The organism is Pseudoduganella albidiflava (assembly GCF_004322755.1).
GTDB lineage: Bacteria > Pseudomonadota > Gammaproteobacteria > Burkholderiales > Burkholderiaceae_D > Rugamonas > Rugamonas albidiflava.
Window position 1 is genome coordinate 2,494,686 of record NZ_CP036401.1, and the last position, 18,594, is coordinate 2,513,279.

Below are 18,594 nucleotides of genomic sequence, written 5' to 3' on the forward strand. Positions count from 1 at the left end.
TCCCGGTTCCACCAGATCGACAAGCCTCCCTCGGGCGGGCGCGAGCGTGCGTGTGAGTTGCGCAAACGCATGTTAAGCTGGAACAAAAATATGAAAAGGGCAATTCATGAACGACAAAGTGAAGACCGGCATCGTCGGCCTTGACGAAATATTGCATGGCGGCATTCCGCGCAACAACAACCTGATCGTCGAGGGCCCGCCGGGCTCCGGCAAGACCACGCTCGGCCTGGGCTTCATCTACCACGGCGCCAGGGACCATGACGAACCCGGCGCCATCGTCTCGTTCGAGCTCGATTCCGCCAAGCTGCTGCGCGACGCGGCCGGCTTCGACTGGGACCTGCAGGGCATGATCGACCAGGGCAAGATCAAGATCATCCAGACCAGCCCGGCCGTGCTGCTCAGCGAATTCCGCAGCCAGGACGGCGCCTTCGCGGCATCGCTGGTGGCGATGGGCGCCAGGCGCCTGCTGATCGATGGGCTGACGCCGATGCGGCTGTATGCCGAGGTGAACGACATGCCGTTCCGCGAAGACGTGCACCTGCTGATCGAAGGCCTCACGCGGCTGGGCGTGACCACCATGGTCACGGCGGAAAAGGACGAGTCGCTGACCGGCGTGTCGGCCCACGAGCGCTTCGTCTTCGACACCATCATTTCGCTGACGCGCGAAGAAATGCGCCGCCGCGTGCATCGCCGCCTGGCGGTGATGAAGTCGCGCGGCCAGGACTTCATCGGCGGCAGCCACACGATGCGCATCGAGCCGGCCGTCGGCGTGCATGTCTACCGGCGTGCCCAGTCGCGCCCTGTCGCCTCGGTCGACCAGCCGACGTCGGAAGAGCGCCTGTCGACCGGCTCGCCGGCGATCGACAAGATGATGGACGGCGGCATCTACAAGGGTTCCGTCACGCTGGTGAGCGGCATTTCCGGCACCGGCAAGACGGTGCTGAGCGTGCAGTTCCTCACCGAGGCGATCCGGACCGGCCACAAGGCGATGCTGGTCAGCCTGGACGAACACCCGGCCCAGCTGATGCGCAACGCCCGCTCGCTCGGCTTCGACCTGCAGGGGCAGGTCGACCGGGGCGAGCTGTTCATCCACTACGAATCGCCGCTGGAACTGGAACTCGATGTGCACTTCGAGCGCATCGTCAGGCTGGTCGAGGAACAGCGGATCGACTGCGTGGTGTTCGATTCCATCGCCGTCTACGAGATGACCAGCCGCAGCGAAGTGGCCGATTACCTGTATGCGCTGGCCACGTTCTTCAAGAACCGCCTGGCCACCACGCTGTTCAACTACGAAAGCCCGGAGCTGCTGGGCGTGTCGCAGATCAGCGAGGAACTCAAGGGCTCGCACCTGGTCGACAACATCATCCTGCTGAACTATGTCGAGGTATCGACCGTGCTGCGCCGGGCGATCGCCGTGCCGAAAGTGCGCGGCAGCCGTAACCTGCAGGTGACGCGCGAATACACCATCGGCGAGGGCGGCCTGCTGCTGCTCGATGAAAGCGACGATGCCACCCAGTCGGGCGCCGTGCCCCAGCTGCCGTTCTCCTCGTATTACGGCTTGCTGTCGCGCTCGCCGTCACGCCAGAGTCCACTGATCGAGGGCGCCGTCGCCAAGGGCAAGCCCATGCCGGAATCAGCGGACCTGCCTACCGAAACGCCGGAGTGATGACGCTGAATGATCACGCTGAATGATCGCGCTGAATGATCACGGTTAACTTGCCAGGCAATACGCCGGTCGACTGGGAGGACTGGGAGACGCCGCTGCTCCAGTTTACCGAGGCGACCGGTCTCGTCACGTCGGCCTTCGACAGCTCCGGCGTGCGCCGCATCGGCCCGAAGACAGGCTCGCGCCTGGCCGCCTTGCTGGCCCGCTCCACCCTGTGGGCCGACGATGGGCCGGGCACGGCGCTCGAGCGCACGCTGGTGCAGTCGGTGTGCGCCGATGGCGAACCTGCCTCGGCACAGTTCGGCGGCCTGCGCGTCTGCACGCAGCCCCTCATGCTGGGCGGCAAGCTGTACGGCGTGGTGGTGTTCGGCTGGCGCTTCGCCGACTTCAGCTCGCCGCTGGAATGCGAGCGCATCGCCCGGCAGATCGGCTTGCCGGGCCACGTGCTGTGGAACGAGGCGCGCCTCGACGCGCCTGTCTCCGCGGAGCGCATGGCCACGTACACGGCGCTGCTGGGCACGCTGTCGCGCACGCTGGACCGCCAGCGCGAGATCATCGACGACCTGACGCGCGTGAACCGCACGCGCGAACTGTTCCTGGCCACGGTATCGCATGAGATGCGCACGCCGCTGTCGGCGCTGGCGCTGCGCATCGAGGTGATGCTGCGCACCATTGCCGACTTGCCGCCGGCCGCCGTCAGCGGGCTGGAAACGATGCGCGTGCACGTGCGCCAGGAAGCCGGCATGGTCGACGACCTGATCGATGCCGCGCGCACGCTGACCGGCCACATGTCGATCACCCGCACGCGGGTCAGCCTGGGCCAGGTGCTGCGCGATGCGATCTCGACCGTGGAAACCCTCGGGCACACGAAACACATCGTCATCCAGGTCACGCCGGCCGACCATGGCGACGATATCCGCCTGGAAGCGGATGGCCGGCGCCTGCAGCAGGTGATCTGGAACCTGCTGTTCAACGCCGTCAAGTTCACCCCGGAGGGCGGCGTCATCCGCATCACGGTCGGCCGCAGCGGCAACACGGTCGCCATCGATATCGCCGACTCGGGCCAGGGCATCGAACCGGACGACCTGCCGCGCGTGTTCGATGCCTTCACGCTGCAGCAGGACAATAACGCCACGGGCCTGGGGCTGGGGCTGTACATTGCACGCCGCATCGTCGAGCTGCACCAGGGCACGCTGAGCGTCAGCAGTGCCGGGCGCGGGCAGGGCGCCACCTTTGCCATCCGCCTGCCGGCGACGCGGGGCTGACCGCATTCGGCGAGGCGCTGTTGCATCGTCAATGTACCTTCGGCATGCGTGCCGGTTGGCTCATCGCCTCAGCGAGACTGCCTTTCGGCCACGGCGGCACCCCTTTTCACCGCCTTTCGCGGCCGCGCTCCACGGCATCGCGGATATGCGCCTGCAAGGTGGTGGCGCCCCGCACCGGGGTGGCGGGCCACTTGCCGGCATCGTCCACGACGGTGCCGGTCATGCGGGCATAGGTTCTCGCGGCTGGTTCCGAGAAGCCCAGCTGGCGGAATTTGGCTTCCCATGCGTCCCTGGGAATGACGTCGACATCGATCGCCTCGCCGAGGGCGGTGGCGAAGGCATCGGCGACGTCGCGCGGCGTGTACAACGCCGGCCCTTCGACGTATTCCACGCCGCTGTCATCCGCCGGCGTCATGAGCCGGCGCGCGGCCTGTTCGCCCAGGTCCGCCGGCGCGACCATCGGGATGGCCAGGTCTTCCGGGAAGAAGCTCGGCAGCGTGTGCCGTTCGCGCACCATGTCCAGCATCTCGCTCCAGTTGCTCATGTAGTAGGCCGCGCGGTTCACGGCGAGCGGCATGCCCAGGGCGCGCAGCTTTTCCTCGAAGTCGAACAGCACCGTCAGGTCGCCGCAGGGCGGCCCGGGGCGGGCACCGTAGGTCGACGCGGCGACGATTTTTTGCAGGCCCGCGCCGCTGGCCGCGGCAACGATGGCATCGACAGTGGCGTGCTCCACGGCGTCGGTGTCGGTGGACGGATCGGCCGGGGGATTGAGCAGGAATGCCGTTGTGCCGCCGCGCAGGATCTCGCGCAGCTTGCCGGTGTCGTGGATGTCGGCGACGGCGATGTGCGCGCCGGCTTGCGCAAGGCTGGCCGCACGCGCGGCGTCGCGCGTCACGATCGTCACCGGTTCGCCGCGCCGCAGCAGGGCCAGCGCCGTTGCCGAGCCAACCCGGCCGGTACCGCCAAGGATGATGTGCATGGTGAATGCCCTCCAGGGAAGTTTCGCCGGCCGGCGGCATGGCCGACGCCTGGTCGGCAGGCGTTCCCGGCAGGCAGCTCCGAGAGTGTAGAGAAGCGCCGCGCCGGGCGGCGCACTCTACGGGGCGGCATGCAGCACCGCGACAACGGCGTCGCGACAGTGATCCGCACTTCCCATCTATCGGCTCAGCGGCCCGTTGCGCCGTATTCGCTGAACAGCTGGCCCACGAAATCGACCACCGCCCGGATGCGGGCGCTCGTGCGCAAGCCGTTGTGCATCGATAGCCAGATTTCCTGGTCCAGCTCGGGAATATGGGGAAGCGCGGCGACCAGGTCGAGCTGGTCGGTCGCGAGGAAGGTCGCCAGCACGCCCAGCCCGGCGCCGTGGGAAACGCCGTCGAGGATGCCTAGGCCGTAGCTGCACCGCATCCACGGCGCCGGCGCGCCGGGCAGCGCCCGCAGCCACCGGTCGGACTGGAACTCCGCACGCGGCTCGTCGAAACCCACGAAGGGCACGCTGGCCCAGTCTTCGCCGGCCAGGGCGGCGGCATGGCGCACCGCCACATCGCGGCTGCAATACAGCCCGAACGACAGGGTGCCGAGACGGCGCGTGACGAGGTCGAGCTGCTCCGGACGGTAGGGCCGGATCGCGATATCGGCTTCGCGCCGCGCCAGGCTGTACGGCCGGTGCGACGTCACGATTTCCACCTCGACGTTGGGGTACGCGTCATGGAAGCGCGCGAACCGGGTCGTCAGGAAGTACGACAGCCACTCGTCGGTATTGATCCGCACCAGGCCCGACGCGGCATGCGCATCCTGCCGGTCGCGCGTGCGCTCCACTTCCAGCGCGATCTCGCCCATCTGGCCGGCCAGCACGACGATATCGGCACCGAAGGCGGTCGGTATGCAGCCGCCCTGGTAACGCTCGACGAGTTTCTGCCCGACCGCCTGTTCCAGGTCGTCGAGCCGGCGCGCCAGCGTCGCCGCGCTGACGCCCACCTTCCTGGCCGCGCCCCGCAAGGTCCCTTCCTGCGCGACGAGCAGCAGCATGCGCAAGTCGTTCCAGTCGAGCTGTTTCATGGTGATCCGCTGTTCCAGGAAGATGAGTGGTTCAATTTTGAAGCACCATGCCTCGAATTTACTCGTATGCATTCATTTGTCGAGTATGCGATCATGCTTTCGTTCCGTCAATACGAAAGCAAATCCATGCGTACATTCGGCGATCGCGTACGGCACGCGCTCCTGTTCGAGGCTGTCGCCCTCGCCATCTTCATCCCGGGATCGGCCGCCGTGTTCGGCCATCCGGTCGAGCAGATGGGTTTCATCGGCATCGCGTCCGCCACCCTCGCCACGCTGTGGAACTTCGTCTTCAACGTGGGCTTCGACCGGGCCATGCGCCGCCTGCGCGGCAGCGTCCACAAGACCCTGGCGATCCGGGTCACGCATACGCTGCTGTTCGAGGCCGGACTGGTCGTCATGTTGATCCCGCTGATCGCCTGGTACCTGGGGATCGGCCTGTGGCAGGCGCTGTTGATGGACCTGGCGATCGTGGTCTTTTACCTGGTGTACGGGTTCCTGTTCAACCTGGCGTATGACCGGATCTTTCCCATTGCCGCAGCGGCGCCGGCAGCGCTGAATACAGGCAGGCCGCTGTGACGTATTTTCATGGTATCGAAACTCGTTCCGCATCGTGAAAAGATCGTGGTGACTATTGCCGTGCTTGTTTCCCGTTGCGCAGAACTTCATTCCGCAATACGAAACACCCGGCGCAAGGCCATGATTTTGCGCAAATAATTAAGTAGCTGCTGTTTTATAAGATATAAGAGTTTCCGGCACGTGGAGCTTATGATGAATCATCGGTTGGCGATCCCCGGATGGGGCGAGCGCCAACGCACAGGTTTCAGTTCATCTCGAGGAGCTTCACATGTCGCACTACCAGAACGATATCCAGTCCCACGCCAGGCCGGGCGCCGGCAAGCCGCCGATGGCCATCAAGGTTCGCCCCCATGCGCAGCGTCGCGATGACGCCTGGGCAGCAGTCTCCGCACAGGAGCCGGGCGGGGACGCTGCCGCGCACGAACCGGCATCGCACGACCTCTCCCAGCGGGTCGCCCGCGTTGGCATCATCGGCGCCACGCCCACCGGCATGGCGCTCGCCAGGGAGTTGCTGGATGCCGATATCCCGGTCACGGTTTATGAACCGGCGCGCGAAACGCTCGATGCCGCCACGGCATCGGTGCGCTCGGCTTGCGAGGCTTCCCGCGTGGCCGGGGAACTCACGCCGGCCCAGCGCGACCGGCGCGTGGCGCTGCTGGCGGGCACCATCAACCTGCACCACCTGAAGGATTGCGACGTCATCGTCGACGCCATGGGCGCGGGGACCGATGTGGCGGGCGGGCTGGTGCGCCGGCTGAACGAGCTCGCCAAGCCGGGCGCGATCCTGATGGCGTGCGCCGCCACCTGCGATATCGACCAGGTCGCCAGTCTCGCAAGGTATCCGGAAAACGTGCTGGGGTTCCATGTGTCGGACGCGGGGGCGGCCCAGGTATGGGAATTCGTGCCGGCAAAGCCCACCTCGGCATCAACGGTGGCGACCGCCGCCGCGCTTGTCCAGGCGCTGCGCAGGCCGCCCCAGGAATCGGCTACCCACACGAACGCGTAACGCGGGACGTGGCGCTCTTCCTGGCAGGGAAGGGCACCACGTTCACACGGCCAGTCCCGTCAGTCCCCAGCCGGCGTTGCTGCCCCGTCGCCCGCCACCACCGCCTCCACGCCCAGCGCGGCGAGCCGTTCGGCCACCACGGCCGGCAACGGCCGGTCCGTGACCAGCACGTCGATCGCTTCGAACGTGCACAGGCGGTGCAGGAAAGCCGCGCCGAACTTGGCCGCTTCCGCCACCACGATCACCTGCCTGGCCTGGCGCAGCATGGCCTGCTTCAATGAGCTTTCCTCGTCGGACGGGCAGGTGAGGCCCTCCGGGTCGAGCGCGCAGGCGCCCAGGATCACCTTGTCGAAGCCGAATTGCGCGAGGCCCACGCGGGCTTGCGGGCCTTCCAGGCTGCGTTGCCACGGGTTGAAGCGGCCGCCGGTCAGGTGCAGTTCCACGCCCTCGCGCCCGCCGAGGGCTTCGGCAATGTCGATCGAATTGGTCACCGCATGCAGTGGCGCGGCGCTCACCGCCCGCGCGACTTCCATCACGGTGGTGGACGTATCGAACAATACCCGGTCGCCGTCGCGGATCAGCGCCGCCGCCACGGCGCCGATCGCCTGCTTGGCGGGCGAGGCGCCGCCCCGGCCGGCGTAATGCCGCACCTGCCGGGCCGACGGCGGCAGCACGGCGCCACCGCGCACGCGCAGGGCGCGGCCATCCGCGTCCAGCCGCATCACGTCGCGGCGGGCCGTATCGCGGGTGACGCCGAACAGCCGGCAGATGTCCTCGATGCCGATGCGGTAGTGCTGGGCGAGGTAGGCGCAGATCTCGTCCAGCCGCCGCGATTGCGGGACCAGGCCTTCCACGCTCATTGCACGGTGTCCAGATACTCGCGTAATACCGCGATCACCATCTCATGGTCTTCCTCCTGCGGCAGGCCGGAAACGGTGATCGTGCCGACCACGCCCGTGCCGCGCAGGATGATGGGAAAGGCGCCGCCGTGTGCCGCGAAGTCCCGCGGATCGGCGCCGCTGTCGGCTTCGAACGTCTTGCCCCGGCTGCGGTAGCGCGTGCCCACGTGCCAGGAGCTGCGCCCGTAGCGCTGCACCACGTTGTTCTTGCGGCGCACCCAGTCGGCATTGTCCGGCGTGGTGCCGTCCATGGCGTGGTGGAACAGCTGGTGTCCGCTACGGGTGATGTCCACCGTCACCACCTTGCCCAGGGCGCGGGCGCGCTCGACGATCCTCAGGCCGACCGCCAGGGCGTCGGCGTTCGAGAACGCGGCAAACTGCAACTGCTGCTCCTGCAGCGCCAGGGCCTGCAACAGGCCGGCAAAGTCTTCGTGCATTCCAGTCTCCTCAGGTGACATCGATGGTGCGGCGTTCGCGGTGGCTGCGCAGGGCGTGTTCGATGACCCGGATCACGTCCACCGCCTCCTCGGCTTTTACAGGTACCTCACCGCCTTCAGCGATGGCGTGGTACATGCCCTGGTAGAACGCCTGATAGGCGCCGGGGAGGGTTTCCACGGCATGCCGCGAGCCATCGGCCCGGGTGATGGTGGCGAAGTTGGCGGGCGCATCGTGGCCCCAGCCGGCATCGCCCGGCCGCTGGCCCGCTTTCAGCGCGTCTTCCTGCGGATCGATGCCGGCCTTGACGAAGCTCCCCAGCGTGCCGTGCACCTGGTAGCGCGGGCCGGGCGCGCGCACCAGCGCGCCGGCGTGCAGCACGGCTTTCGTGCCGCCATGGTCCAGCACCAGCTCGAATGCATCCTCGACCTGGGCACCGTCACGCTGCGTCGACAGGTGCGCGGTGACAGCGTGGGGCTTGCCGAACAGCTGCAATGCCTGGTCGATCAGGTGCGAGCCGAGGTCCCACAACACGCCGGCGCCCGGCTGCGCCTGTTCCTTCCAGCGCGCTTTCACCTGCGGCGCGTAGCGGTCGAAGTGGGCCCGGTAGGTGTGCACCGCGCCCAGTTCGCCCGATTCAAGCGTGCGGCGCAGCGTGAGGAAGTCGCCGTCCCAGCGGCGGTTCTGGTAGACCGCGAGGTGCAAGCCCCGGTCGCGCGCCAGTGCCGCCAGTTCGTCGCCCTCGGCGGACGACAGCACGAAGGGCTTGTCGACCACCACGTGCTTGCCGGCCTGCAGGGCGGCCTTGGCCAGCGCGTAATGGCTGGCGTTCGGCGTGCACACCACCACCAGCGCGATGGCCGGATCGTCCAGCATCGCTTGCGGGGTGTCGTCCAGCCGCACGCCGGGATACGGGTGCAGGGTGGCCGGATCGGCGCTGCGGCTGGCAATCCGCGCCAGGCGCAAGCCGGGAATGGCGGCAATCATCGGCGCGTGGAAAATCGCGCCGCCCAGGCCGTAACCCACGAGTCCTACGTCATATCGCTGCATGCCTTACCTTTCATCAGTCAAATCACTGATGCAGTGTAAGCGATTTGCGCGACCAGCGCCCACCTATGCGGATTCGCGCGGCACCAGTCCACCCGTAAAACGTTTCCGGTACGGCCCCGCATCGGCGCCATCGAGCTGGGCTTGCAGGCATTCCATCGCGGCCACGCCGATGGCGGCCACGTCCTGCCGGAAGGTGGTCAGCGGAGGATGCAGGTAAGCCGAAATGGGCAGGTCGTCATGCCCGGCGATGGCGATGTCCTTGCCCGGCTCCAGGCCGAAACGCCGGCAGGCCGACATGGCGCCGATCGCCAGCCGGTCGGTGCCGCAGGCGAGGGCGGTGGCGCCGCTGCGCTGCCAGGCACCGCTGGTGAGCCAGTCGAGCACGTGGCGAAAACCGTAAGCTTCGAAATCCCAGGTCGGCTGCGTGCTGGCCGGCAGCACCAGCGGTGCCACGCCCGCTTCCGCCATCGCTTCCAGGTAGCCGGCCAGCCGCTCGGTGGGCGACGGATGCGCGACCGGCGGGGCGCCCAGGTAAGCGGGGCGGTGGCCGCGGCCGAGCAGGTAGCGCGTCAGCATCGCCATGCTTTGCCGGTTGTCGTTCATCACGTAGTCGCAGTCCTCGTGCACGAAGCTGTCCAGGTAGACGATGCGCATTTCCTGTTCCAGCCGCCGCAGCAGGTCGAGGTTCTGCCGCGACGCGACCGCCGTCAGCACCACGCCCGCCACCTTCATCGAGCGCATCGTCATCAGCGCCGCCGCTTCCTCGGCCGGATCGTTGTACGAGCACTGGATGATCACATCCATGCCCAGCGCCTTGGCCTTTTGCTCGATCGCGCGCAGCGCCTCGGCAAAGAAGGGTTCGTTGACGACCGGGAGCACGACGCCGACGATCCGCGAGCGTCCCCTGACCAGGCTGACCGCATGCGGGTCCGGCACATAGTCGAGTTCTCGGCAGGCCTGCTCGATGCGCGCCCTGGTATCCGGCTTCAGGCCTTCGCCATCGTTGAAATATTTCGAGACCGTGGCGCGCGACACGCCGGCCAGCGCGGCCACGTCGTGCATCGTTACCGGGCCGCGCGATTCCTGGCTGCGCCCGGCGGAAGCGGCATTCTTGGCTGTTTTCATTCGTTGTGTTGACACGTGTAATGTAGTCTCCCGGCCAATGATCCGGGGCTGCGCCGGACCGTGCGATGCCGTATCGGCGCACCCATCATAACAAAAATACTCGTCTGCAATAAGCGCTTTGTGGCCGACGCCTCACGCGGTGCATCGACCGCGGGCGCCCCGTGCGAAGCCATGGCGCCAGGCATTTTTCCCTATGGAATTATCCAGCCGAACGGTCGCCGAACTGTTGTAAAAAAACCAGTTGACGCGAAAAAGTCGACACGTGTAAAGTTCGCTCGTGACGACAGATCACACAGAGCGGCGTGCCGGCAGCGGCATCGGCGCTGGCGGCACCCGGCGTGCCGCCCCTCTACAAACCACGCGGAGACACAGCAATGACAAGACATCCATTGGCCGCCTGCATCGCGGCTCTCGCACTGGCGATGGCCAGCCAGGCTTGCGCGGCACGGCCGCTGAAGGCGGTGGGCGTCGCCGTCAGCGATCTCGCCAACCCGTACTTCGTGGCCATCGGCAAGGGCGCGGCCGATGCGGCCCGGAAGATCGGCGGCGACAAGGTGCGCGTCACCACCGTCTCCAGCAAGTACGACCTGAATACGCAGGTCGGCCAGATCGAGAACTTCATCGCCAACAAGGTCGACATCCTCGTCGTCAACGCCACCGATCCGAAAGGCATCGCGCCGGTGCTGCAGAAGGCCCGCAATGCCGGCATCGTAGTGATGGCGGTCGACGTCGGCGCCGACAATGCCGACGCCACGATCATGTCCGACAACACGATGGCCGGCGTGGAATCGTGCCGGCGCATCGTCGAGCGGCTGGGCGGCAAGGGCAACGTGGTGATCGTCAACGGCCCGCCCGTCACCGCCGTGATCGCGCGCGTGGCCGGCTGCCGCAAGGCCTTCGCCGGCACCGCCATCCGGGTCGTGTCCGACAACCAGGATGCCAAGGGCAGCCTGGATGGCGGCATGGAAGTGATGACCAACATCCTGATCGCGCACCGCCGCATCGACGCGGTGTTCGCCATCAACGATCCCTCCGCGATCGGCGCCGAACTGGCCGTCAAGCAGGCCGGCCGCGCCGACGTGCGGATGGTCGCTTCCGTCGATGGCGCACCGGATGCGGAAGCGGCGCTGAGATCGAAGAACAGCATTTTCGCCGTCACCGCCGCGCAGGACCCGTACCGCATGGCGACGATGGCGATCGAGATCGGCTACGGAATCATGCATGGCAAGCGGCCGGCCAATCCCGTCGTGCTGATTCCCACCCCGGCGATCACCAAGGCCAACGTGGCGGGCTACAAGGGCTGGGCCAGCCACTAGGTCCCGCACGCTCCCGCGACTCACAAAGACAACCTCACTGGAGGAGACATGGCAACAGCAATCCCGCAGCCGGTGCTCGATGTATCCGGCATCCGCAAGCGTTTCGGCGCCGTCACGGTGCTCGACGGCGTGCAGCTCTGCATCCGCCCCGGCGAGATCCACGCGCTGATGGGCGAGAACGGCGCCGGCAAGAGCACGCTGATGAAGATCCTGGCCGGCGTGTACCAGCCGGATGCCGGCGAGATCCGCGTCGCCGGCAAGCCGGTGCGGCTGGCCTGCCCGGCAGACGCCCGCGCCTGCGGCATCAACCTGATCTACCAGGAGCTGTCGGTGGCGCCCAACCTCACCGTGGCGCAGAACATCTTCATGGGTGCGGAACCACGCGGGCGCTTCGGCACCATCGACACCGCGCAGATGAACCGGCGCGCCGCGGAAGTGCTGCGCAGCCTCGGCGCGACCTTCGCCCCCACCCGCATCGCCAGCGGGCTGTCCATCGCCGACCAGCAGCAGGTGGAGATCGCCCGCGCGCTGGTGCACGAAAGCCGCGTGCTGATCATGGACGAGCCGACGGCGGCGCTGTCCGAGCGCGAGGCCGGGCGTTTGTTCGACGTGATGCGCGAGCTGCGCGCGCGCGGCATCGCGATCATCTACATCAGCCACCGCATGGCCGAGGTGCGCATGCTGGCCGACCGCGTGACCGTGCTGCGCGACGGCACCTGGATCGGCGAGCTCGATCGCGAGGAAGCCACCCCGGAGACGGTGGTGCGCATGATGGTCGGCCGCGAACTCGGTGGCTTCTACGAACATGCCCGGCAGCGCGCACCCGGCGCCGTGCGCCTCAAGCTGGACGGCGTGCATGGCGCCAGGGTGCAGCCGGCCTCGCTGGAAGTGCGGGCCGGTGAAATCGTCGGGCTTGCCGGCCTGGTCGGCGCCGGCCGCACCGAGCTGGCACGCCTGGTGTTCGGCGCCGACCCGCGCGCCGGCGGCACGATCGAGGTCGACGGCCAGCCGGTGACGATCCGCGAGCCGGCCGATGCGATCCGGCTGGGCATCGCCTACGTGCCGGAAGACCGCAAGGGGCAAGGGCTGTTCCTGCAGCAGTCCCTGCTGGCGAACGTGACGATGAACGTGCTCGGCGTGCATGCCCGCTGCGGGGTATTGCGGCATGGTGAACTGCTGAGCGTGACCCGCGCGGCGATCTCCCGCCTCTCTGCCCGCGGGGCCGGGCCCGAAGGCATCATCGGCGGCCTTTCGGGCGGCAACCAGCAAAAGCTGCTGCTGGCGCGCTGGCTGGCCATCGGGCCGCGCGTGCTGATCCTCGACGAGCCCACGCGCGGTGTCGACATCGGCGCCAAGCACGAGATCTACCGGATCATCCACGAACTGGCCGACGAGGGCGTCGCCGTGCTGTGCATCTCCAGCGAGCTGGCCGAGATCATCGGCGTGTGCGACCGGGTGCTGGTCATGCGCGAAGGCTGGCTGGCCGGTGAACTGGAAGGCGAACGCATCACCCAGGAAAACATCATGGCGCTGGCCACCCTGGCCCAGGCCGCATAAGGAGACATCATGCTCATCAATCCAGGCAAGACCCTCGACGTTTCATCGCTGGCCGCGGCGCCGGACCGCGGCACCCAGGACCACGGACCTTCACCTGCCACCCCGGCGCCGCGCGCGGCCGGGCAGCGCGGCATCGGCCACGCCATCTCGCGCATGTTCGCCACGCTCGGCATGCTGCCGGTACTGGTCCTGCTGTACATCGTGTTTTATTTCCTGACCGGGTATTTCGCCGAGGACGGCATCTCGAACTTCGCCACCTCGGCCAACACGATGAACGTGCTGCGCCAGACCTCCATCAACCTGGTGCTGGCCACCGGCATGACCTTCGTGATCCTCACCGGCGGCATCGACCTGTCGGTGGGCTCGGTGCTGGCCGTGTCGGCGGTGCTCGGCATGATCGCCTCGCTGCCGGGCAATGCGCCGGCGCTGTCGCTGCCGGTGTTCCTGATGGCCGGTCTCGGCCTGGGCCTGCTGAACGGCGTGCTGGTGGCCGGCTTCCGCATCAACCCCTTCGTCGTCACGCTGGGCACGATGACCGCGCTGCGCGGTGGCGCCTACCTGCTGGCGGACGGCACCACCATCCTGAACCGCGACATCCCCAGCTTCGAGTGGATCGGCAACGACAGCTTCGCCGGCCTGCCGTGGCTGGTGTGGGTGGCCGCCGCGCTGGTGGTGGTGGCCTGGTTCATCCTGCGCCGCACGGTGCTGGGCATGCACGTGTACGCGGTCGGCGGCAACGCGCAGGCGGCGCGCCTGACCGGCATCAAGGTCGGCCTGGTCACGGTGTTCGTCTATGCGTTCTCGGGGCTGTGCGCCGGTACCGCGGGCGCCATGTCGGCCAGCCGGCTGTATGGCGCGAACGGCAACTGGGGCTCCGGCTACGAGCTCGACGCGATCGCCGCCGTGGTGCTGGGCGGCACCAGCCTGATGGGCGGCGTGGGCACCATCTGGGGCACGGTCATCGGCGCCCTGATCATCGCGCTCCTCAACAATGGCCTGACGATCCTCGGCCTGTCGTCGTTCTGGCAGTACGTGGCCAAGGGTACGGTCATCGTGCTGGCCGTGATGCTGGACAAATGGCGCCACCAGCAGCAGGCAAACTGAAAGAACCAGGCTGAAACCAGCGAACCGCAACAGGCAATCCAGTACAAGCAAACCGCAACAATCCAACGACAACAAGCTCACGAGACAGGCAAGACAAACATGACAGACAACCGATTTCCCCGCTACGTGGTCTTTGGCGAAGCCCTGACCGACATGATCCGCCAGGACGACGGCACCTGGCACTCGCACCCCGGCGGCTCGTGCTGGAACGTGGCGCGGGTGGGTGCCCGGCTGGGGCTGCACACCGGCTATGCCGGCGCCGTCAGCAACGATGCCTTCGGCGACGAGATCGCCGCGGCCAGCGGGCAGGCCGGCCTGGATGAACGCTTCCTGCAGCGCGCCGACGCGCCGCCCTTCATCGCCATGGTGACGTCGCGCCATCCGCCGCGCTATGTCTTCCTCGGCGAGAACAGCGCGGACCTGCATTTCCAGCCCGCGCGGCTGCCGGAAGGCTGGATCGACGCCGCCGAGGTGATCCACCTGGGCAGCCTGGCGCTGGCGCGCGAACCCTTGGCGCAGCGGCTGGTGGAGCAGGCCGTGCTGGCACGGCGCGCTGGCCGCCGCATCGCCTTCGATCCGAACTTCCGCAACGAGATGCGCGATCCCGCCTACCGGCCGGTGTTCCAGCAGGTCGCCGCGATCGCCAGCTACATCAAGGTGTCCGATGAAGACCTGGAAGGCCTGTTCCCGGGGCGCTCGCCGGGCGACGCGCTGGCCGAACTGCGCGCGCTGGCGCCGGACGCCGAGATCCTGCTCACGCGCGGCGCGGATGGCCTGACGCTGTTCAGCGGCGAGCGTGTGCTGGAAGCTCCGGCGCGCCGCGTGGCGGTCGTCGACACCGTCGGCTGCGGCGATGCGTCGATGGCGGGCTGGATCAGCGGCATGCTGCTGCATCCGGACCTGCCGGCGCCACGCCAGCTGGCCCGCATCGCGGCGGTGGCCGCGGTGGCCGCGATGCATGCGGGGCCCTACGCCCCCTCCGCGCAGGAAGCCGACGCGCTGCTCGACTAACGGCTCAGCGCCACCCGGGCAGCGGACTTTCCCCGCCTGCCACCCGAGCCGTCCGGTGCGCCGCCGGAACGGCTCACCCATCCCGTCCCGACCCATTGAAGCTGCCGCGGCTCCGTGCCGCGGCGGGAGGGACGCGCTTTGCCTCGCGTTCGCGCGCCGTTCCGGCACACGGACCTCGAACCAATTGAAACCATCAGGAGACATCATGCGCATGAATCGCATCGCGCTGGCGCTGCTCGCGCTCGCGCCGGTTTTTCCCGCGGCCGCCGTGGAGGTCCAGCCGTACTTGCGCGCCCACGCCGGCGTCAATTCCGAGCATGGCGGACAAACCTGCTTCGGCCTGGCCGGCGCGGAGTCGAAGTACCGGCTGGGCAACGAATGCGGTGTCTATGGCGAGCTGCTGCTCGGCCAGGAACTGCAGCGGGGCACCGACGGCTCGGCCCTGAAGGGCTACGCGATGCTCAACCTGGCCAACGATGCCGCGTCCAGCAATGCGCGGCGGCCGCAGGGCGGCTGGTCCATCGGCCTGCCGCAAGCCTACCTGGCGCTGGAAAACCTGCCCGCCCTGGGCGGCGCCACGCTGTGGGCGGGGCGGCGCTACTACAAGCGCGAATCGACGCACATCACCGACTTCATGTACTGGAATCCGTCCGGCCTGGGCGGCGGCATCGAGAACCTGCCGGTCGGCGGCCTGCGCTTCAGCTATGCCTTCCTGCACGACGACCGGGAGACGATGCCGACCATGCAGGCCGGCGATACGGCCAGCCGGCACGACTTCCAGCTGCGTGGCCTGGAGGTGAATCGGGGCGGGTCGCTGGAGTTCGGCGTGACGCTCATCCACGGCAACGGCGAGGGCGACCGCCACGGCGGCTCGATGCTGACCGTGCAGCACCGGCAGGGCGGCTTGCCCGGCGGCGGCGAGAACCGGCTTGCGCTCCAGTGGGGCACCGGCGCGGGCGCCGACAATGGCGCCACCGGCGACACCAGCAACGGCAGCGACGTGCACCGGCTGCGCATCGTCGAGGGCTGGCATGCCCAGGTCAATGGGCGCCTGGGCGCCGAGCTGGTCGCCGTGTGGCAGCGCGATACGGCGCACGATCCGGCCAAGGCGAAGACCTGGGCCAGCGCGGGCGGGCGCGTGTCGTACGGCATCACCGACCATGTGAAGCTGCTGGCCGACCTCGGGCATGACCGGGTGGCGCCACGCAACGGCGAGACGCGGCGGCTGACCAAGTTCACCGGCGCGATTGCGCTGTCATCGGGGCCAGGCTACTTCGAGCGCCCCGAACTGCGCCTGTTCTTCACGCATGCGCGCTGGAACGACGCGGCCCGCGCCGCGGCGGCCGATGGCGATCCGCTGGCCGCGAACGGCGTATTCGGCAAGGCGCTCAGCGGGTACACGGTGGGTGTCGCGTTTGAGAATTGCTGGTAGATCGCGTGCGGCGCCATGCGTTGCCGGAGCCGCCCCGCACCGGAAAGCCGGCGCGTCCCGCGCCGGCTTTCCCGCCTCAGCGGCGGCGCCGCCCGGCCCAGCCCAGCACGGCCACCCCGGCCAGCAGCATCCCGTACGTGGCCGGTTCCGGCACCGGCGACAGCAGCACGACATGGAGATCCGAGCCGTCGTATGCCGTGCCCAGGATCTGACCCGCTTCATTCACCTCGGTGACGCCCAACCTCCAGCCTTCGGCACCCTCGGTCAGCGCGGTGAGCTTGGTCTTGACGCCATTCTCGACGATGACACCCCAGCCATCCTGGTCGGTACCATAGATGCGGCCGCTTGCGTCGATGTACGAAATCCTCGACAAGTCGCCGTGCGATTCCGTCGTGCCGTCGGCGCGGATGATGAAGGCGTGGCTGGAATGCAGTTCGTCGCGACTGCCGAATACGTCGCCCCGCTCCGAGATGCCGTCGACACTGTAGCCGAATTCGGACTGGAAAGTGCCCAGGTCTTCCATTTCGCCGTCGGTCCAGCGGAACACCCGCCCATAGCCTTCCTCGGTGCTGGAAATGCCCGCGACCTGGCCCCGCTCGTTCAGTGCGCTGGCCCACGTGTAGTTGCCACCCAGCGAACCCAGGTCCACCATGCCGCCCGCTTCGCTCCACAGGTAGCTGCCGAACGCCACGTTCGGCTTCCCGTAGGTCACCAGTACGGAGCCGGCATTATTGACGGCGTATGCCGTACTCGAGATGCCAGCCAGGCCGCCCAGGTCCCGGTAGGTGCCGTTGGCGTACACGAATGCCCGGTCCTCCCACGTCGACGTCCCGGCCCTGCCCACGATGGTGCCGTGGTCATTGATCCCCCACGCGCTGCTGGAGACGATCGAGGAGGGTACCGGCACGGCGGCAATCCCCGATGCCGAGTATGTCTGGGCGACATAATCGCAGCATTCGCCGCCCTGGCCGGCGCCAACGCCGAGGTTGTTGATGTCGTGTACCGGACTCCAGCCGCCCAGCACGGTGAACTTGTAGCCGGGCGCCGCCAGGGCGGGAGCGGTGGTGGCGGCGGTCAACAGGGTTGCAATGAGCAGTTTTCGCATGCATCAGTCTCCATGAGGTCGAGGGAAAAATATGTCGGCGTGACGACATGGGCGTCGCCATGCCGGTGCTGCAATAGGTAACGGGGCCACGCGCTTCCGCTCAGCCAGCCCGGCGGCGCCGTGCCAGCAGCAGGCCGGCCAGGCCGGTGCCGAGCATGGCCCAGGTCGCGGGCTCCGGCACGGGGCTGGTGCTGACATACAGCCGCGTCTCCGGCGTCCATGCCAGGTCGACGAAGACAAAGTTGCCCCCTGCCTCGACAATGTGCTGGTAGTACTGGCCGATGAAGACGCCGGTCGCCGTGTACGTGTCGGGGTGTTCTTCCAGCGCGATGGCGTGGAAATTCAGGCCGGTGTCCGGCCCGTAGGAAAAGCCGGTCAGGCATTCGAATCCGGCGGCGGTGCTGGTGCAGGAATCGCCGATCGACAGGTTGCCGAACTCGAGGATATTGAGCTCATTCTGGGAATAGGCGCCGTTCTGGTCCACGTCGGTGGCCACGAAGCGGCCGGTCACCCAGCGCTCCGGATCGAAGGCTTCGGCGATGTTGTCGTAAAAACCCTGGTAGCCGAAATAGACAACCTCGGCGGAGGCGCTCCCGATCGCGAGCATGCTCAGTACGGCGGCGGCAAGTGCTTTTTTCATTGGAAATCCCCTTGGAAAGTAGCGGCGACATGGGCAATGCCCGGCGCCCGCGCTGTCGCGGCGCTGGCGGCGGTAATGGTGCTGGACAATGATTTTGGCATGCCATCTTGCCTTTTGTTGGCTTATTCATAACGTTGCGCGACAAGTGAGGCTTTTTGTTCATTGCAGACGGCTAGTCATGCGGCGGGCCGGGTGGGCAGGGCGGGACGCCCGTGGCGCCCCTTCCCCTCGCGCGCAACGATGCCCGCGCAGGCGGGCCACTTTGGCGATACCATGGACAGGGCGCCGCGGCTTGCCGCAAGCGCCGTCGATGACCGGTGCTTGCCGCAGCGGCCCAGCCGTGCCGTTC

Annotated in this window: 17 protein-coding genes; 9 read left to right on the forward strand and 8 right to left on the reverse strand. The window is 67.7% G+C overall.

Going from position 1 to position 18,594, the window contains the following annotated elements; translation table 11 throughout:
• The first annotated feature begins 106 nt into the window (after window positions 1-106).
• Window positions 107-1,666, forward strand: coding sequence for an ATPase domain-containing protein (locus EYF70_RS10490; RefSeq protein ID WP_131145339.1), 1,560 nt, complete (start codon window positions 107-109; stop codon window positions 1,664-1,666).
• Between the two features lie 35 nt (window positions 1,667-1,701).
• Window positions 1,702-2,931, forward strand: coding sequence for a sensor histidine kinase (locus EYF70_RS10495; RefSeq protein WP_131145340.1), 1,230 nt, complete (start codon window positions 1,702-1,704; stop codon window positions 2,929-2,931).
• A 106-nt stretch (window positions 2,932-3,037) separates the two neighbouring features.
• Here the strand turns inward: EYF70_RS10495 and EYF70_RS10500 are convergent, their stop codons facing one another.
• A complete protein-coding gene (locus EYF70_RS10500; RefSeq protein ID WP_131145341.1) occupies window positions 3,038-3,910 on the reverse strand; it encodes an NmrA family NAD(P)-binding protein in 873 nt (290 codons plus the stop codon).
• A 185-nt stretch (window positions 3,911-4,095) separates the two neighbouring features.
• Window positions 4,096-4,989, reverse strand: coding sequence for a LysR family transcriptional regulator (locus tag EYF70_RS10505; protein ID WP_165497616.1), 894 nt, complete (start codon window positions 4,987-4,989; stop codon window positions 4,096-4,098).
• Window positions 4,990-5,115: 126 nt separating this feature from the next.
• On the opposite strand from EYF70_RS10505, the gene EYF70_RS10510 reads away from it, so the two are divergent.
• Together EYF70_RS10510 and EYF70_RS10515 are read left to right on the forward strand one after the other, a co-directional pair.
• The gene (locus EYF70_RS10510; protein ID WP_131145343.1) at window positions 5,116-5,565 is read left to right on the forward strand and encodes a PACE efflux transporter; all 450 of its coding nucleotides are present in this window, start codon (window positions 5,116-5,118) and stop codon (window positions 5,563-5,565) included.
• Window positions 5,566-5,833: 268 nt separating this feature from the next.
• A complete protein-coding gene (locus EYF70_RS10515; RefSeq protein ID WP_131145344.1) occupies window positions 5,834-6,571 on the forward strand; it encodes a 3-hydroxyacyl-CoA dehydrogenase NAD-binding domain-containing protein in 738 nt (245 codons plus the stop codon).
• Window positions 6,572-6,630: 59 nt separating this feature from the next.
• Here EYF70_RS10515 and EYF70_RS10520 read toward each other — a convergent pair whose 3' ends face one another.
• The 4 genes from EYF70_RS10520 to EYF70_RS10535 form a co-directional block, all read right to left on the reverse strand.
• Window positions 6,631-7,431 carry a DeoR/GlpR family DNA-binding transcription regulator gene (locus EYF70_RS10520; RefSeq protein ID WP_131145345.1) on the reverse strand — a complete coding sequence of 267 codons (801 nt, stop codon included), beginning with the start codon at window positions 7,429-7,431 and terminating at the stop codon, window positions 6,631-6,633.
• Complete coding sequence (locus EYF70_RS10525; RefSeq protein ID WP_131145346.1) at window positions 7,428-7,907, reverse strand: heme-degrading domain-containing protein; 480 nt, start codon at window positions 7,905-7,907, stop codon at window positions 7,428-7,430. The genes EYF70_RS10520 and EYF70_RS10525 overlap by 4 nt, the downstream gene beginning before the upstream one ends.
• A 10-nt stretch (window positions 7,908-7,917) precedes the next feature.
• On the reverse strand, window positions 7,918-8,955 hold the full coding sequence (locus tag EYF70_RS10530) for an oxidoreductase (protein WP_131145347.1): 1,038 nt from the start codon (window positions 8,953-8,955) through the stop codon (window positions 7,918-7,920).
• Between the two features lie 63 nt (window positions 8,956-9,018).
• Entirely contained in the window at window positions 9,019-10,080 is a 1,062-nt protein-coding gene (locus EYF70_RS10535) for a LacI family DNA-binding transcriptional regulator (RefSeq protein ID WP_131145348.1), read from the reverse strand.
• A gap of 374 nt (window positions 10,081-10,454) precedes the next feature.
• On the opposite strand from EYF70_RS10535, the gene EYF70_RS10540 reads away from it, so the two are divergent.
• From EYF70_RS10540 to EYF70_RS10560, 5 genes are all read left to right on the forward strand, one after another.
• Entirely contained in the window at window positions 10,455-11,396 is a 942-nt protein-coding gene (locus tag EYF70_RS10540; RefSeq protein WP_131145349.1) for an ABC transporter substrate-binding protein, read from the forward strand.
• A gap of 48 nt (window positions 11,397-11,444) precedes the next feature.
• Window positions 11,445-12,953 carry a sugar ABC transporter ATP-binding protein gene (locus tag EYF70_RS10545; protein WP_131145350.1) on the forward strand — a complete coding sequence of 503 codons (1,509 nt, stop codon included), beginning with the start codon at window positions 11,445-11,447 and terminating at the stop codon, window positions 12,951-12,953.
• A 153-nt stretch (window positions 12,954-13,106) separates the two neighbouring features.
• Entirely contained in the window at window positions 13,107-14,057 is a 951-nt protein-coding gene (locus tag EYF70_RS10550) for an ABC transporter permease subunit (RefSeq protein ID WP_229420903.1), read from the forward strand.
• Between the two features lie 99 nt (window positions 14,058-14,156).
• On the forward strand, window positions 14,157-15,068 hold the full coding sequence (locus EYF70_RS10555) for a carbohydrate kinase family protein (RefSeq protein ID WP_131145351.1): 912 nt from the start codon (window positions 14,157-14,159) through the stop codon (window positions 15,066-15,068).
• 205 nt (window positions 15,069-15,273) lie between these two features.
• Window positions 15,274-16,500 (forward strand): maltoporin, encoded by a 1,227-nt coding sequence (locus EYF70_RS10560; protein WP_165497617.1) that lies wholly within the window; start codon window positions 15,274-15,276, stop codon window positions 16,498-16,500.
• A 76-nt stretch (window positions 16,501-16,576) separates the two neighbouring features.
• Here the strand turns inward: EYF70_RS10560 and EYF70_RS10565 are convergent, their stop codons facing one another.
• Window positions 16,577-17,605 (reverse strand): HAF repeat-containing PEP-CTERM protein, encoded by a 1,029-nt coding sequence (locus EYF70_RS10565; RefSeq protein ID WP_131145353.1) that lies wholly within the window; start codon window positions 17,603-17,605, stop codon window positions 16,577-16,579.
• A gap of 100 nt (window positions 17,606-17,705) precedes the next feature.
• Window positions 17,706-18,245 (reverse strand): PEP-CTERM sorting domain-containing protein, encoded by a 540-nt coding sequence (locus EYF70_RS10570; RefSeq protein ID WP_131145354.1) that lies wholly within the window; start codon window positions 18,243-18,245, stop codon window positions 17,706-17,708.
• Between the last annotated feature and the right edge of the window lie 349 nt (window positions 18,246-18,594).

Excerpts from the sequence above, each read along its gene's own strand:
- EYF70_RS10520 (WP_131145345.1), bottom strand. The coding sequence starts at position 7,431 with ATGAGCGTGGAAGGCCTGGTCCCGCAATCGCGGCGGCTGGACGAGATC.
- EYF70_RS10495 (WP_131145340.1), top strand. The coding sequence starts at position 1,702 with ATGATCACGGTTAACTTGCCAGGCAATACGCCGGTCGACTGGGAGGAC.
- EYF70_RS10490 (WP_131145339.1), top strand. The coding sequence starts at position 107 with ATGAACGACAAAGTGAAGACCGGCATCGTCGGCCTTGACGAAATATTG.
- EYF70_RS10540 (WP_131145349.1), top strand. The coding sequence starts at position 10,455 with ATGACAAGACATCCATTGGCCGCCTGCATCGCGGCTCTCGCACTGGCG.
- EYF70_RS10570 (WP_131145354.1), bottom strand. The coding sequence starts at position 18,245 with ATGAAAAAAGCACTTGCCGCCGCCGTACTGAGCATGCTCGCGATCGGG.
- EYF70_RS10545 (WP_131145350.1), top strand. The coding sequence starts at position 11,445 with ATGGCAACAGCAATCCCGCAGCCGGTGCTCGATGTATCCGGCATCCGC.
- EYF70_RS10500 (WP_131145341.1), bottom strand. The coding sequence starts at position 3,910 with ATGCACATCATCCTTGGCGGTACCGGCCGGGTTGGCTCGGCAACGGCG.
- EYF70_RS10530 (WP_131145347.1), bottom strand. The coding sequence starts at position 8,955 with ATGCAGCGATATGACGTAGGACTCGTGGGTTACGGCCTGGGCGGCGCG.
- EYF70_RS10505 (WP_165497616.1), bottom strand. The coding sequence starts at position 4,989 with ATGAAACAGCTCGACTGGAACGACTTGCGCATGCTGCTGCTCGTCGCG.
- EYF70_RS10510 (WP_131145343.1), top strand. The coding sequence starts at position 5,116 with ATGCGTACATTCGGCGATCGCGTACGGCACGCGCTCCTGTTCGAGGCT.
- EYF70_RS10525 (WP_131145346.1), bottom strand. The coding sequence starts at position 7,907 with ATGCACGAAGACTTTGCCGGCCTGTTGCAGGCCCTGGCGCTGCAGGAG.
- EYF70_RS10550 (WP_229420903.1), top strand. The coding sequence starts at position 13,107 with ATGTTCGCCACGCTCGGCATGCTGCCGGTACTGGTCCTGCTGTACATC.
- EYF70_RS10560 (WP_165497617.1), top strand. The coding sequence starts at position 15,274 with ATGCGCATGAATCGCATCGCGCTGGCGCTGCTCGCGCTCGCGCCGGTT.
- EYF70_RS10565 (WP_131145353.1), bottom strand. The coding sequence starts at position 17,605 with ATGCGAAAACTGCTCATTGCAACCCTGTTGACCGCCGCCACCACCGCT.
- EYF70_RS10515 (WP_131145344.1), top strand. The coding sequence starts at position 5,834 with ATGTCGCACTACCAGAACGATATCCAGTCCCACGCCAGGCCGGGCGCC.
- EYF70_RS10535 (WP_131145348.1), bottom strand. The coding sequence starts at position 10,080 with ATGAAAACAGCCAAGAATGCCGCTTCCGCCGGGCGCAGCCAGGAATCG.
- EYF70_RS10555 (WP_131145351.1), top strand. The coding sequence starts at position 14,157 with ATGACAGACAACCGATTTCCCCGCTACGTGGTCTTTGGCGAAGCCCTG.